The sequence below is a fragment of the Pseudoalteromonas sp. 2CM28B genome, assembly GCF_023161935.1.
In genome coordinates this window covers 457,646-472,453 of sequence record NZ_JALNTH010000003.1, presented here as the reverse complement: position 1 = coordinate 472,453, position 14,808 = coordinate 457,646, and the positions used below count along the sequence as shown (strand labels likewise).

Annotated in this window: 12 protein-coding genes and 1 tRNA gene; all 13 read left to right on the top strand. The window is 39.5% G+C overall.

Annotated features, from left to right (window positions below; translation table 11 throughout):
- Nucleotides 1-879: quinolinate synthase NadA (nadA, locus tag MTN96_RS06740; RefSeq protein WP_248531046.1), on the top strand; the 879-nt coding region annotated here is incomplete at its 5' end.
- 167 nt (nt 880-1,046) lie between these two features.
- Nucleotides 1,047-1,136 (top strand) — tRNA-Ser (locus MTN96_RS06735).
- A gap of 475 nt (nt 1,137-1,611) precedes the next feature.
- Nucleotides 1,612-2,277 (top strand): hypothetical protein, encoded by a 666-nt coding sequence (locus MTN96_RS06730; protein WP_248531045.1) that lies wholly within the window; start codon nt 1,612-1,614, stop codon nt 2,275-2,277.
- Between the two features lie 128 nt (nt 2,278-2,405).
- Complete coding sequence (csm6, locus tag MTN96_RS06725) at nt 2,406-3,056, top strand: CRISPR-associated ring nuclease Csm6 (protein WP_248531043.1); 651 nt, start codon at nt 2,406-2,408, stop codon at nt 3,054-3,056.
- 209 nt (nt 3,057-3,265) lie between these two features.
- Nucleotides 3,266-3,541, top strand: a complete 276-nt coding sequence (locus tag MTN96_RS06720; protein WP_248531041.1) for a hypothetical protein — start codon at nt 3,266-3,268, stop codon at nt 3,539-3,541.
- 70 nt (nt 3,542-3,611) lie between these two features.
- Nucleotides 3,612-7,055: a DEAD/DEAH box helicase family protein gene (locus MTN96_RS06715; RefSeq protein WP_248531039.1), complete on the top strand. Its 3,444-nt coding sequence runs from the start codon at nt 3,612-3,614 to the stop codon at nt 7,053-7,055.
- On the top strand, nt 7,056-7,730 hold the full coding sequence (locus MTN96_RS06710) for a virulence RhuM family protein (RefSeq protein WP_248531038.1): 675 nt from the start codon (nt 7,056-7,058) through the stop codon (nt 7,728-7,730). It begins immediately after the preceding gene.
- A 5-nt stretch (nt 7,731-7,735) separates the two neighbouring features.
- The gene (locus MTN96_RS06705; protein ID WP_374274870.1) at nt 7,736-8,047 is read left to right on the top strand and encodes a type II toxin-antitoxin system death-on-curing family toxin; all 312 of its coding nucleotides are present in this window, start codon (nt 7,736-7,738) and stop codon (nt 8,045-8,047) included.
- A gap of 126 nt (nt 8,048-8,173) precedes the next feature.
- Nucleotides 8,174-9,754, top strand: coding sequence for a class I SAM-dependent DNA methyltransferase (locus MTN96_RS06700; protein ID WP_248531034.1), 1,581 nt, complete (start codon nt 8,174-8,176; stop codon nt 9,752-9,754).
- Complete coding sequence (locus MTN96_RS37125) at nt 9,751-10,929, top strand: restriction endonuclease subunit S (protein WP_248531031.1); 1,179 nt, start codon at nt 9,751-9,753, stop codon at nt 10,927-10,929. Before MTN96_RS06700 ends, MTN96_RS37125 begins: the two co-directional genes overlap by 4 nt.
- A gap of 36 nt (nt 10,930-10,965) precedes the next feature.
- The gene (locus MTN96_RS06690) at nt 10,966-11,109 is read left to right on the top strand and encodes a hypothetical protein (protein ID WP_248531030.1); all 144 of its coding nucleotides are present in this window, start codon (nt 10,966-10,968) and stop codon (nt 11,107-11,109) included.
- A 270-nt stretch (nt 11,110-11,379) separates the two neighbouring features.
- A complete protein-coding gene (locus tag MTN96_RS06685) occupies nt 11,380-14,166 on the top strand; it encodes a hypothetical protein (protein WP_248531029.1) in 2,787 nt (928 codons plus the stop codon).
- 15 nt (nt 14,167-14,181) lie between these two features.
- Nucleotides 14,182-14,808 (top strand): hypothetical protein, encoded by a 627-nt coding sequence (locus tag MTN96_RS06680; protein ID WP_248531028.1) that lies wholly within the window; start codon nt 14,182-14,184, stop codon nt 14,806-14,808.

The window sequence follows — 14,808 nt, the reverse complement described above, 5'->3', positions numbered from 1 at the left end:
CAGGCACTTGCCGAAGAAACAGGGGGCTGTGTTGCCGACTCATTAGAAATGGCACGTTTTGGTGCTCGCCACGATGCAGACATGATCATCGTTGCAGGCGTACGTTTTATGGGTGAAACCGCTAAAATTTTAACGCCAAACAAAACAGTTGTTATGCCAACGCTAGAAGCAACGTGTTCGTTGGATATTGGTTGCCCTATTGATGAGTTTTCAGCGTTTTGCGATCAGCACCCTGATCGTAAAGTTGTAGTGTATGCAAATACCTCTACAGCGGTTAAAGCCCGTGCAGATTGGATTGTAACCTCATCGTGCGCGCTTGAAATTGTAGAGCACCTAGATGAGCAAGGTGAAAAAATTATTTGGGGCCCAGATAAACACCTTGGTAGCTACATTCAAAAAAATACTGGCGCCGATATGATCATGTGGAACGGCGCATGTATCGTACACGATGAATTTAAAACAAAAGCGCTTAAAGATATGAAAGCCCTGCACCCAGACGCGGGTGTATTGGTGCATCCAGAGTCACCTGCGGAAATAGTGGCACTAGCAGATGCGGTTGGCTCAACCAGTCAACTAATAAAAGCTGCGCAAACAATGGATAACGATAAGTTTATTGTAGCGACAGACCGCGGTATTTTTTACAAAATGCAGCAGCTATGCCCAGAAAAAGAGTTTTTTGCAGCCCCAACAGCGGGTGAAGGCGCGTCATGTAAAAGTTGTGCACATTGCCCGTGGATGGCAATGAACGGCTTAAAAGCGATTGAAGAAGCCCTGATAGACCCTCGTGGTAAAGAAGTGTTTGTAGATATGGACTTACGCGAAGGCGCGCTCAAGTCACTTAATCGCATGTTAGACTTTACAGCTAGCATGGCTAAGTAATTAGCCTAATGCATAAAAAACGGTTAAACCTTAAGGTTTAGCCGTTTTTTTATGCCTAAAGTAAATTGCTGATTGATTATTAGACACTTAACAGCACAAATTTAAAAAGACCTTGCACCTGTGTAACCTATTTCATAATATAACGCGCTGTTGCTAAGCAACACCGTGGAGGAATGGCTGAGTGGCTGAAGGCGCACGCCTGGAAAGTGTGTTTAGGTTAATCCCTAACGAGGGTTCGAATCCCTCTTCCTCCACCATTATTCAATATTAGGACGCTTTTTAGCGTCCTTTTTTGTGCCTGCAACTACGTTAAATCTTGTAGGTTGCAGCTCTATCCTTTCTTAGCTCGTTTTACCAAAGCTGATAGTTTTAATTCGCTTCTATACCAATCGTGTTAGGTTTCTAAACATTTATAGCGATAGATAAATAGAGTGACAACAAGGCATAAATTTCGACATGTAGTTGCCCCATATAAGAAGTTTATAACGCCTTTAACGCTTTATTTAACACGCTAAATAGGCTAAATATTTAAGTCGATTGGTATTAGTATCCTACAAAAAAAGCACTGCTTAGGTATACTAAAAATGTAGTTCTGCTAGTGCTAAAAATAAGCACAAGTGAAAGGAGACGTAGATTGGTCATATACACTATGCATATCAAGGGGCTTAATTAGTATGAATCATAAACTCCTCTAAACGTTTTAAAGTAGATATATACAAATAAGGAAATAAAATGGCTTTAACTCAAATGCAGATTATTCAATCACTAGGTGAAGCTATGAGCTGGTTAGAAAGGGAGTTAAGCTGGGATGTTCCCCCAACTGAGCTAAGACACTTGACCGGCCGAATAGGCGAGCTTTATGCTGCACTAATCACGAATGGTCGTATGGCAACAGAGGTTAACCAGGCAGGGTACGATGTTGTATCAAGTAGTGGTGAGCGGATATCGGTAAAAACAACAGCTAAAATGGGGTCAAGCGGCCATATAAGCTTTAACACAAATACGTTAGCGTTGGTTGACCGTATCATTATCCTGAAAATAAATACTGAAGAAATGCAGGTTGAGACTTTATTAGATGCCCCGGTTGAAAAAGCAAAACTACTCATGAATATTGGGCCAACAGGTAAGAGCGCTATTGCGATGAGTAAGTTAATAAACCCTCCTGTTAAGCCACGTATTTTACTAAATGTAAAAGAAGCTACATGGAATAACTACAAATTGGTAGAGCTAGAAAACGGCACCATAGAAGTATTTTTAAATAATGAGCTTGTAACACCTAGTAAGCCTTACTTACGTGATATTGCTAAAGAGTTGGGTGTTTCAATTTTAAATGGCAACGGAAATCCATTTAATACACGGCAGTTGGGATCTGTGTTGATTAAAGAGTTATTAAATTAAAGCGACTGTTGTTTATGCACCGTAGCTTAAAGGCAAGAAATAAGGCCTCTAATCCACTGAGCTCAAACAAGTTTCATTAACTATGTAATTTATGTATTATGCAGATTCCTCATACAAAAGGATCGTTGATGAAGAATGTACTACTAATAGTTACCGGTGCAAGCCCACAAGTATTAACTGAAACTCTTTTTGCGCTTTATCAGCAGGGTAAGCTTATGCCTGAAGAGTTTTTTGTAATTACTACAAAAAGCACCAAGGCTATGCTTACTGATGGATTATTTGAGCAAGGTCATTTAGCTAAATTAATAGCAGATTATAAACTTCCCTGCATTAAACTTCCCGATGAAAACATATGCCTAATAGAAGACGATAAAGGCCAACCTATTAATGATGCTAAATCTGAAATAGAACAAACCTACATGGCCGACTTTATTACTCGCAAAGTGTTTGAACTCACCAATAAAAATGATATTAGCATTCATGCCTCTATTGCAGGCGGCCGTAAAACAATGGCATTTTATTTAGGTTATGCCATGTCTTTATTGGGGCGTGAGCAAGATTCACTCAGTCATGTATTTGTAAATAGCGAATTTGAATTTGTGAGAGACTTTTACTACCCAACACCTTATGACCACATTATTGACGGCAAAAATGGCACTCAGGTAAACTGTATTAATGCAAAGGTTACCCTTGCCGAAATTCCCTTTGTACGAATGCGCCAATCTATCGACGAAACCCTCATTGCCAATATGCAAAGTGCATCGTTTAGCAAACAGTAGCAAGCTTAAACTCAGCGCATAAAAAAGATTTAACCCTAGAGGTAAACACAAAAGCAAAAACACTCACCTTTGCAGGTATCGAAATTAAACTTACCGCAAAAGAAACCGCCTTTTATTTATGGTTAAACCAATACAGCCAAAGTGAACATAAAAAGCTAGTTGTGGGTCGTGATTTTGAAGAGTCTTTGCGATACAGCAAAGAATACCTCATGCTTTTACAGCAAAATAGCAGTGATTTACGTATATTTCGTGATACGTTTGGCATAGAGCCCGAAGATTTTAGAGATGGTTTGCTCAGTAATTTAAAGGTAATGGAAAAAACCTTTGTGCAGCAAACTTGTAGCCGCATAAAGAGTAAAATAAATAAGGTGTTACCCAACGAGCTTGCTAAAAAAATAGCGATTGACTCCAATAACCAAAGCTTTGAAACAAGCTACTGGTTAAGTGCAGTAACACACAATATAAAAATAAATATAACGGCTTAATTTTCGCAAGCTTGCAAACGCATAAAAATAATAACGCATGGTAAATTAGTTGATAAGGAAGTAATCAGGAATGAAGCAATCAATGAACTTTGAACATATTCAATCTAAGTGGCCAGAGCTACACCAGTTAGCCGCTTTTGCAGAAGAGTATGCGATTACCGATCCACAAAGCTCACTGGTTAAGCTGCGTTGCTTTGCCGAAAAAGTAGTAGGTTACTTATATAAAGAACTTAGTTTACCTGTTTTACCCACTTCTAACATTTTTGATAAACTTACCGCCGACGACTTTACCAGCGCAGTTCCGCGTTTAATTACCGATAAGCTTCACGCCATTCGTAAAAGTGGTAATCAAGCAGCCCACGAAGGCAAAGTTGATCAACAACAAGCTATTTGGATATTAAAAGAAAGCTACTTTGTAGCCTCGTACTTATTTATGGCGTATGCCAATGGCACGCATCAAGAGTGCCCAGAGTTTAAAGCGCCTGAGCAAACACAGCCGACTAACCAAAGTGATGCCGAGTTTGCAAAAAAGAACAAGCAACTCACCAAGCAGCTAGCCGAAAATCAGGCCCGTTTAAAACGCGCACTTGACGAACTAGAAGCCGCAGAGCTTGCACAAAAACAAGCACAGCAGCAAGCAGCAAAACTAAAACAAACTATTGATGCTGAAAAGCTGGCTCAGGTTAAAACCCGCAATGAGCAAATTGTTAACTCTAGTTTTAACTTTAACGAAGGCGAAACCCGTAAACGCATTATCGATTTAGATTTACGTAATGCTGGTTGGCACGTTGCACTTGACGACGAATCAACAGAAGACGTTGGCAAAGAAGTAAAAGTAACCGACCAACCTACAACAACAGGCGTAGGTTATGTTGATTATGTATTATGGGATGACGACGGTAAACCACTTGCGGTAATAGAGGCAAAACGCACACGCGAAAATATCGAAAAAGGCCGCCAGCAAGCAACGCTTTATGCCAATGCGCTCGAAAAGCAATATGGCCAACGCCCCGTTATTTTTTATTCAAACGGCTGGGATATAAAAATTCTCGACGACACGCAAGGCTATAATAGCCGTGGTTTATACGGTTACTACTCAAAAGATTCCCTACAGTACTTAATAAAGCAGCGCACACTTAAAAAAGACTTAAATAAAACGCCGATAGATACTGCTGTGGCAGGGCGTTTGTATCAAATGGAAACCATAACCCGAGTGTGTGAGCGTTTTAGTGATAAACACCGCAAAGCGCTTATTGTGCAAGCAACCGGCACAGGTAAAACACGCGTATCTATTGCCCTTGCCAAACGGCTGCTCGATGCAGGTTGGGCTAAGCGCGTACTATTTTTATGTGACCGAAAAGAGCTACGTAAACAAGCGGGTAACGCCTTTACCGAATTCACCAAAGAGCCAGTGCATATTGTAGGTAAAAGCGCTAAAAACACAGCAGCCAGCGCGCGGGTGTTTATAGCAACGTACCCAGGTATGCTACGCATAATGAACAAGTACGACGTAGGCTATTTTGACCTGATAGTAGCTGATGAATCCCACCGTTCAATTTACAATATTTATGGTGATATTTTTAAATACTTTGACGCGCTAGAAGTCGGCTTAACCGCTACACCGGTTGAAATGGTATCGCGCTCAACGTGTGATTTGTTTGGTTGCGATTACAAACTACCCACAGCTAACTATCCACTTGAAGACGCGATAGAACAAGGCAACTTAGTCCCTTACAAAATAGTAAGTTACACCACGCAGTTTTTGCGCGAAGGCATTAAAAAAGACAACCTAACTGATGAGCAAATAGCCCAATTAGAAGAGCAAGGCATTGACCCTAACGAGCTCGATTTTGACGCAAAACAAATAGACGAAGCCATTAAAAATAAAGACACCAACAGGCTCATACTGCGTAACCTAATGGAAAAAGGTCTGCGCGATAAAGACGGCCAACTGCCCGGTAAAACAATCATATTCGCCCGTAACATAGCTCATGCCGAATTAATGGCCCAGTTATTTAGTGAGCTTTACCCGCAGCATGGTGCTAATTTTTGCCGCGTTATTCACTCAAAGTACGAACGAGCCGAAGAGCTAATAGACGACTTTAAATCAAGCGACGAAAACAGCATGCGTATAGCAGTGTCGGTCGATATGCTCGACACCGGCATAGACGTGCCTGAATGCGTAAACCTGGTATTTGCAAAACCCATAAAATCAAAAGTAAAGTTTTGGCAAATGATTGGCCGTGGCACACGCTTATGCGAAAACCTCTATGGACCAGGGCAGCACAAAACTCACTTTTTAATATTCGACCACTGGGCAAACTTTGAATACTTTGACGAAAACCCAGAAGAAGACGACGTAAAACAAGCAAAATCGTTACTGCAAAAACTATTTGAGGCGCGTGTAATCCTTGCACAAACTGCCCTCAAAAAAGCCAATATAGATGTGTTTGACCAAACAATAAAATTAATTCACGACGATATTTGCTTACTGCCAATGGAATCAATATCGGTGCGCGACAACTGGCAAGTGGTCGAAACCTTTAAAGACCTAAAACGCCTTAATCAGTTTATCCCTGATGATGTACAAAAGTTACTCGAAGAAGTAGAGCCGCTTATGCAATGGCGTAACATAATGGGGCAAAGTGAAGCCTATAAGTTTGATTTAGAGCTAACCACTATCCAAACACTAATATTTACCGATGCAAACCAAATTGATTTAGCTAAACAAAGTATAATGAACAAAGTTGAATCGCTTCAAATGCACCTAAACGAAGTGCGTAGCAAAGCACCTGCGATAGCAGAAATACAAACACAGCAATATTGGCAGTATTTAACCCATGCAGCGCTTGAGCAAAGCCGCATTAATTTACGCAGTATTATTCACCTGCGTAATAAAAGCGTGAAGCCGCCAACAAGTGATTTTGTGCTTGATATAAAAGAAGACGAAAATCAAATACACGAAGCCGACAGGCTTACAAAAATAGTCTCTATTGATTATCAAATATATCGCCAAGAGGTTGAAAAAACACTCACCCCGTTATTTGAAACCGACATCGTGCTTAAAAAAATCCGCAATGGCGAACCAGTAACCGAAGCCGACTTAGCGCAATTAAGCTCGTTAGTGCATACGCAAAACCCAAGTGTAGATTTAAATACATTAAAAGAGTTTTTTCCCGAATCAACCGCGAGCTTAGACAAAATATTGCGTACCATAGTCGGCATGGATAAAAATGCCATAGAGCAGAGCTTTACTACCTTTGTGCAGCAAATACACACCCATGTAAATGCCAAACAACAGCGTTTTATTGGTATGCTAAAAAACCACTTAATTCGCCACGGCTCTATTGAAATAGCCCAACTTTACGGTGCACCCTTTACCCAAATACACGACATGGGGCTCGATGGCGTATTTAGCCAGCAACAAGCCGACGTAATTGAGCAATTTATTAAGCAGTTTGATGTACAATTGGGTGATAAAAACCAAACGGTAGATAAAGAAGTGATAGTGTAAATGGCTAATCAAGTAGAAGTGTTTCAAAATGAAGATGGTAGCCTACAGTTAGCAGTGCAAGTGCAGCAAGAAAGTATCTGGTTATCGCAATCTCAGCTTGCTGAACTGTTTAAAACATCAACAGACAACATTAGTTTACACCTAAAAAACATATATCAGTCAGGTGAACTTGATGAAAACGCAACTACCGAGGATTACTCGGTAGTTCGCCAAGAGGGTAAACGCCAAGTAAAACGTAAATTAAAACACTACAATCTTGATGCAATAATATCTGTGGGCTACCGCGTTAACTCAGCCCAGGCAACACGCTTTCGCCAGTGGGCGACTAAAACGTTAAAGCAGCACTTATTAAAAGGCTACACCTTCAATCAAGAGCGATTAGCACAAAACGCAACAGAGCTAGATAACGCATTACAACTCGTTAAACGAATTGCTGTTTTGCCACAAAACAGTGAGTTTGGTGCAGGGCTTGTAGATATAATTGCCAGTTACACGCAAACCTTTTTATGGCTACAACAGTATGATGAAGGACTGCTTAATTCACCAAAAGGTGAGTTAGGCGGTGCACTTACACCACTTAATGATGCAAAAATCGCGATTGATCAGCTTAAGCAAAACCTTATAAAAAAGGTGAAGCCACCAAGTTATTTGCACAAGAACGTGATGATGGTTTAGCAGCTATTTGGGGAGCGTTAGATCAAACCGTATTCGGTGAACCTGGTTACCCAAGCGTAGAAAGTAAAGCTGCGCATTTATTGTACTTCGTGGTGAAAAACCACCCATTTAGTGATGGCAACAAACGCACTGCAGCGTTTTTGTTTGTCGATTTTTTAAATCGTAATCAACGCCTGCTAAACGAGTATTATCAACCAGTAATAAACGATACAGGGTTAGCGGCTATTACCTTGCTAGTAGCAGAGTCAAACCCAAAAGAAAAAGACACCATTATTCGCTTAACCGAAAATTTATTAAGCCAAGCTGAAATAGCATAAAACGTAGGTCGGATAAGCCAAAGCGCCATCCGACGATGTTGGATAAGTCAGAGCGCCATCCAACAATGTGATATAAAAATTTAATCAATACAACGAGCGTTATAAAGCGCTCAGAATAGGAAAACTATGATCACCGGACCTTTAAAAAGTAAAATCGACAAACTATGGGAAGAGTTCTGGACAGGCGGCATCACTAACCCGCTGACTGTAGTAGAGCAAATTACTTTTTTAATGTACGCCCGCATGCTCGACATGAACGAGCAAGCCGATGAAAAACGAAGTGCACGTACTAAGCAGCCGTTTAACCGCCGCTTTAGTGACGCCGAGCAACACATTCGTTGGCAAAACCTGCGCCATTTAGGGGCAGAAGAGTTATACAAACTGGTTAAAGATGAGCTGTTTCCGTACTTTTCAAAAACCTCAGACGACGTATCGCCAGAAGGCGCGATATTTAACGAGTTTATGAAAGACGCGCAATTGATGATTCAAAAGCAAAGCCTATTGGTAAAAGCGGTTGAAATGGTAAACGACTTACCGCTTGAAAACTCAGACACCAAAGGCGATTTATACGAATACTTGCTTAGCAAACTCACCACCGCAGGCATTAACGGCCAATTTAGAACCCCGCGCCACATTATACGCGCCATGGTCGAAATGATGGACCCAGATGTAACCAGCCAAATATGCGACCCATCAACCGGTACCGGTGGCTTTTTGTCGGTAAGTTACGAATACCTATTACAAAAATACACATCAGCCGAGGGCATAGAGCGCGAGCCCGTGCTTGATGTAGATGGCAACGTACAGCTTGATGATAACGGTAAACCGCTTGAAAACTTACTTTACTCAGGTGATTTAATAACCCCAGAGCAGCGCAGCCACATAGATGCTCACATGTTCAACGGCTTTGATTTTGACGCCACCATGCTACGCGTAGCCGCCATGAACCTAGTAATGCACGGTATTAAACAACCGGGCATACATTATCAAGATACCCTAAGCCAAAACTTTAAAGAGCACTATCCGCAAAAGGCTAAAGAAGGGTACGACATAATACTCGCCAACCCGCCATTTAAAGGCAGCCTAGACGAAGAAGACGTATGCCCTGAGTTACTGCGTAAAGTAAAAACTAAAAAAACCGAGCTGCTGTTTGTTGCCCTTATTGAGCGCATGCTAAAAATAGGCGGGCAGTCGGCAACTATCGTGCCCGATGGCGTATTATTTGGCTCATCAAAAGCGCACGTACAATTGCGTCAAATGCTGGTAGATAACAATCAGCTAGAAGCGGTAATCTCATTGCCAAGTGGTGTGTTTAAACCCTATGCTGGTGTATCAACGGCGATTTTAATCTTCACCAAAGGCGGCAGCACAGATCACGTTTGGTTTTACGACGTACAAGCCGATGGTTTTAGCCTTGACGATAAGCGCACCCCAATAAAAGCTAACGACTTACCAAGCCTAATCAGCGAATTTAAAGCTCGTGATAAAGCACAAGCGACAAGTAACAAAAATGATAAAACCCAGAAAGCGTTTTGGGTAAGTAAAGACGACATAGCCAGCAATAAATACGACCTTTCAATCAACCGCTATAAAGAAGTGGTGTACGAAGAAGAAACGTACGATCCGCCAAAAGAGATTTTAGGTAAGCTAGTGAGCTTAGAAAATGAAATACTGTTTGATTTGAAAGAGTTGGAGGGGATGTTGTGAGTTGGCCATTAGTGAAGTTAAAAGATGTGGCTGAGATTAACCCCAGATTGCCTAAAAATGTTGATGAATCTCAAATTGTGACATTTTTACCAATGGCTGCAGTTTCAGAGCAAGGGCAAATATTAAAGCAAGAAAAACGAATATTAAATGAAACTCGAAAAGGTTTTACCTATTTTGAAAAGAATGATGTTGTAGTAGCTAAAATCACTCCTTGTTTTGAAAATGGTAAAGCAGCGTACTTAGGCAGCTTAGAGACTCAAATAGGCTTTGGGACAACAGAGTTTCATGTAATTAGAGCTGATATAGAAAAGCTAGATGCTAAGTATTTATTTTATCTAGTTTGGAATAAATGGTTTCGTCATTTAGGTGAGCGAAATATGTCAGGTAGTGGTGGGCAAAAAAGGGTTCCTGCAGATTTTTTGAAGGAGTTAGAAATCCCACTACCACCACTTGACGAACAAAAACGCATTGCCGCGATTTTAGATAAAGCTGACGCCATCCGCCGCAAACGCCAACAAGCTATCAATCTCGCCGACGACTTCCTACGCAGCGTATTCCTAGACATGTTTGGCGATCCTGTAACCAACCCAAAGGGCTGGGAAGTTAAAAAAATCAAAGATTTTACTAGTGTTACTACTGGAAATACTCCATCACGGAAAATACCTGAATATTATGGCAGTGATTTAGAGTGGATCAAGTCAGATAATATAAACACCCCTAATCATACACTTACTCAGTCAACTGAATACCTTTCTTCTGAAGGTGAAAAAGTAGCGAGAACAGTGGAGAAAGGATCAATACTGATAACTTGTATTGCAGGTAGTTTTGACTGTATCGGTAATGTAGCTTTTGCAGACAGAAAAGTAGCATTTAACCAGCAAATAAATGCTCTGACCCCAAAATATGAATATGTAACTGAGTGGTTTCTGTATTCTTTGATCCTTTTTGGGAAAAAGGTTATTCAGAACGCATCTACGAACTCAATGAAAGGGATGGTTAGTAAAGGGAAACTTGAAAATGTAGAGATGATATTACCGCCATTGGAAAAACAAAAAGAGTTTGAAGAATTGTTTAATAAACAGGTAAGTATCATATCAAAGATGAATGTTAGTTATTCAAATAGTGCTAATAACTTCAATTCACTAAGCCAAAAAGCCTTTGCAGGCGAACTATAGCGATTACCATAAAACAAGAGTAACAAGGACGTTGGTATGCTAGAAACAATCACTAAACCAATTGAGTTCGACAATGTAACTATTTTTATCACTGAGTTTTTATCAAAAAGAAACTTAGAAGCTCCCATCGTGCTGCGTTATTTACCTATCATTTTAGCGTCGGGGATTACACGCGGTTAACGTTTTTACTGTGTAAACAAATAACTAATAACGCGACCTTCAATAATAAGTATTAGTGTACTGGGTTTAGTTTGTTGAGCGTAGAGTGGTATAGGCAAATGGCTAATGCTTAATGCCATAATAGAGTTGTAAAAGGAGTTTGATTTACAAGCTTGTGAAAATAAACTCACATTAAAAGTTTAGTAATCTATTTAGTTTTCTTAAACTGCTGCAATATGTAACTGTTAAATAGGTCATTTTCAGAATAAAAAATTTAGTCAAGGATAAACAATGGATACAAAAATAATTTCTCAATGGACATTGTCGAATAAAGAAGCACAGCAAAGAGGGTTAGATGGGTCATTTGACAATATGGTGGCAAACCTAGATGAAACAATACAAGCAGAAATCGCTGCATTTATTAATAATGGTCAAGCTAATAAAAATAAGCCATTACTTAACGCTTTAAATTCATGTTTTTCGACTGTTGAGAGTGAATTTAAGGCAGCCCGCTGGATAAGCTTTGAAGGTGATATTTTCTTTGATAAGGATGCCAAAGGTTTTTGGATGCTTTGCGAAGATAAGATAAAAAACTTCAATAAAAATAATGGCTTTACTTCTGGGGAGCTTTGTGCAGATGTTGTTGAAATTATAAATTCAGAGCTTGAAGATGCGTTTAATGAATGGGGTGTGCCAAGCTTATCAATTTTAAAGTGTTTAACTAATTTATCTAATACACCTTTTAAAATTTCTAACGGTCGCTATAGCTTTTCCGCCTATAGTTTATATAAAAATGAAAATAAGGTGCAAGGATTTGATTGTGATCGCTCAATACTTAAAGTTTCTAGCTTTGGCCGTTGTTTACCGTATTTACCTCAGAGTGATGTAGCTGAGCTAGGCGATAAAGGGGTGTTTATTAATGCTATATACAGCGGCTTTATTCCACCTAAACTCAAAGATAATGAATTGTATAAATCTTTAATTGTTGCATTAAATTACAGCAAAAAAGCGGCGATTGAAGGGTTTAAAGATAAAACACAGGTTTTAGAACAACTTATACAGCAAAAAATATTTAACATATTGCTTTTAGAGGATTTTATTCGTGCTGATATTGCCCCTTATCAAGAAAAAATACTCGAAGATACTGAGCTTGGTCATTGGTCTTTATGGACCGAGGAGCTAGATAGTGATGCTGAGCAAGTTATTGACTTACCCACCCCGATGGTCGCGCGAGATCCAAAGTCGAGTATTAATGATGGTGTGGTGGCAATCGACTTTGGCACAAAAAGTACTGTTGTGGTGTATCAAAAAGATAATGTGAATATACATCCAATGCGTATTGGAACAGGCGATTTAAGCAAAGATATACAAGCTCATCATTATGAAAATCCAACTATTATGGAATTCAGAGATCTTGACGCCTTTATAAGTGCTTATAGTGCAAAAGCCAACAAGCCTTATACACGCTGGCAAGATTTAACCATTTCACATACAGCAAAAAATGCATTGGAAGGAACGGATTCTAGTAAATTCAATACATTTTTAGATGAAATAAAACAGTGGGCAGGTGATAAAAACAGAAAACTAAAAGTAGTTGGTCAACAAGGTAAAGTGATTGACTTACCTCCGTTTTTAGAACTCACAAAGGACGACTTTAACCCCATTGAAATTTATGCCTACTTTTTAGGTTTGTATATTAACAACTTAAATAATGGCATTTTTATGGATTACATTCTTTCATTTCCTGTTACTTACGAAATGCCAGTGCGCGATAAAATAATCGAAAGCTTTGAAAGAGGCATTAAAAAATCCCTCCCGAGTGAGCTAGGCGCTGATACTATTGAGCACTTAACAGTAACAAAAGGGGCGAGCGAACCGGCAGCCTATGCACTAACAGCATTTAAATCACACAACTTTGACCCCGTAGACGATGAACATATTTTTTATGGTGTATTTGATTTTGGTGGTGGTACCACTGACTTTGATTTTGGTGTTTTTAGAGAAGCGCAAGGTGCCAAAGAGCGCCGTTTTGACTATGTTATAGAGCATTTTGGGGCGGGTGGAGACAAATTTTTAGGCGGTGAAAATTTACTTGAACTTTTGGCGTTTGAAGTGTTTAAGAAAAATAGAGTAGCACTATTAGAAGCCGGTATTCAATTTGAAAAGCACCCTGAAAAAGATGCGTTTGCAGGTAGTGAGCAGTTATTAAGTTATTCCCAAGAAGCCAAAAACAATACAAAGAAGCTGTGTATTGCGTTACGTCCATTTTGGGAGGAGCATGACGATTTTAGTATTGATTCATCGAGCTCTTTAAGTATTACACTAACTGATAGTCGTGGTATTCAGCATTCAGCTTTTAGCTTAGATGTTGATGAAGAAGAGTTAAGGCAATTACTTTCAGATCGAATTGAACGAGGGGTCGAAAACTTTTTTGATGCTTTGCGTTTGGCATTTAGCCACAGTGAAGCGCAGCTTAGTGGCATAGAAAATGTAAATATATTTTTGGCTGGTAATTCAAGTCAATCAAGCTATGTGACAGCGTTATTTGAAAAGCATATTGCGCTGCAAGATGAAGAAATTGGATCTGAGGGGCAAAGTCATTTTAAATTATTTGCACCACTTGGTGCAGATAAAACGAATATAGAAAAGCCTACGGGCAAAACTGGCGTTGCCTTTGGCTTAATTGAATCACGAGAAGGCGGCAATATTAAAGTTATTGATCGTAATGTTAGTGGTGAGGATATTCGTTTTAAATATTATTTAGGAGAAAATAGGAAGGGTAAATTTAAACCTATTGTTGACCGCGAAAATAAGTTTAATGAATGGGTAGAGTTTATTGATGCGGGGTATCAAAAATTTGAACTTTATTACTCAGAACAACCTACATCAAGTACTGGTAAGGTACTTGCCTCAGATGACAGTATTAAAAAGAAGAGTATTAAACTTGATTTAACTGATGATGAAGCAATGGTCTACATAAAAATTATATCACCTACTCAGATTGAGTACGTGATAGCAGATGAGCAGGGTATTAAAAATAACATTTATCTAAATGAACCTCAAAGCATAGAACTATAATATTTAAGGAAGATTATGTTAGCACCCACACTTATCCCTACAATAATAACAGCGGTTAGTAAATTAGCTTCAACTTTAGGGCCAATGATAGCTAGAACCGCACCTATGGTATTAAAAACAGTAGGTGAAAACTTACCTAAAGTGATTCAAGCCATTGAGCAGTTGAGCATTGCATCGAGCGTTCTTAAACCGAATGAAAGCGTTAATGAGCTGGGCGCTAAAGCTATCGCTGCTGATAAAACACCTGAAGACTTTAATGAAATTAATGATTATATCGAGTATTTACGAAATGATGTAGCAGAAGTAACTCTATCTGATGAACCAACAAGTGTTTTAGCTCGTCAGGCGATAGGGAGTGCCATTTTACTGCAAGGTTTGAACACGGAATTGAGTACCAACATTTCTTTACCATTTTTAAATAAAGTAGCAGAGATAGGTGTAGGCTCGAAAGTGGTTTTCGAGATTATTAAAGCGTATTCAGACAGTGGCTTAAATATAGAGCAAATAGAAGCTTACAGTGACGGGCAGTTATCATTGAATGAAACTAAATGCCATAGTGATTGCTTGGTTAGCGCTTATCAAAATGCTGAACCAACAATGACTCAACAAGAAGCCGAACAAGCTGTAATGAAGGACTTTTAA